The organism is Staphylococcus rostri (genome assembly GCF_002902145.1).
GTDB lineage: Bacteria > Bacillota > Bacilli > Staphylococcales > Staphylococcaceae > Staphylococcus > Staphylococcus rostri.
Genome location: NZ_PPRF01000118.1, coordinates 1 through 855, shown reverse-complemented (window position 1 = coordinate 855; position 855 = coordinate 1). Strand labels below are relative to the sequence as shown.

Annotated in this window: 2 protein-coding genes and 1 pseudogene; all 3 read right to left on the bottom strand. The window is 35.4% G+C overall.

Features of this window, described 5'->3' with window-relative positions:
* A pseudogene (locus CD122_RS10935) lies at window positions 1-94 on the bottom strand (dUTPase); the annotation flags it as partial.
* Window positions 91-327: a hypothetical protein gene (locus CD122_RS10930; protein WP_103358978.1), complete on the bottom strand. Its 237-nt coding sequence runs from the start codon at window positions 325-327 to the stop codon at window positions 91-93. The pseudogene CD122_RS10935 and the gene CD122_RS10930, both read right to left, overlap by 4 nt.
* Window positions 328-406: 79 nt before the next feature.
* Complete coding sequence (locus CD122_RS10925; protein ID WP_103358977.1) at window positions 407-808, bottom strand: hypothetical protein; 402 nt, start codon at window positions 806-808, stop codon at window positions 407-409.
* Window positions 809-855 lie beyond the last annotated feature (47 nt).

The window sequence follows — 855 nt, the reverse complement described above, 5'->3', positions numbered from 1 at the left end:
TATCTTCTAAATTCAACGTTGGTATTCTATCATCGAAGTCCTTCTGAATTTGAAGTAATTCTTGCAATTGCTCAACTGTTAATTGATTACTCATTTCTCATTCTCCTTTTCACTGTGTATGATCTTGTCTAGTTTATGACGTAGTTTGATATACCAGTAATTATGCGACACTGATAACTTGTAGTTGATATGCCCTACAAACAAATCTTCCACTTCATCAAGCTTTCTTTTAAGTTCATCACGTTGCATACGTACACGTGCAATATCGTCAATCAACTCATCTCGTTCTCTTTTATACTTGTCACGTTCATCAGATAACCTTGCCATCGCTTTAAGCAACCTGCTATTCTCACTATTCAATCTGACTTGCTCTGCGCATAATTCTGCAATTCGACGTTTATAGTCTTTACCCAACAAAATTACCTTCTTTCCAGATAAGATGCATATTGCCATCAGACTCTATTACATAAAAAGATAGATTCTTTTTATCGTGTGCTCTTTCTATATCCAAAGCCCTCGCAATGCTACATCTTATATAACTAAAGAAATGCCTGTTGCCGTTAGGTAATTCATATAGACCAACTAAATTATCTATTTTTGCACGCTCATTGATTTCTTTCTCGACTTCGATTTCAAAGGCGTCTCCAGCTTTAAAACCTTCAATTTCAAAATCACCAAGAAATGTTGAATCCAGATATACGTACGTACCTTTTGAACCTCTATATTCTCCTTGTTCAATTTCATCGTTACTCAATAAGTTTAGCAACTCTTCTAGACCAACTTGTTTCTTCACTTTGATTTTCGGCACTTTACTCGTCCTCCTTTAACAAATGTGGTTGTTCATACTTGTTTCCG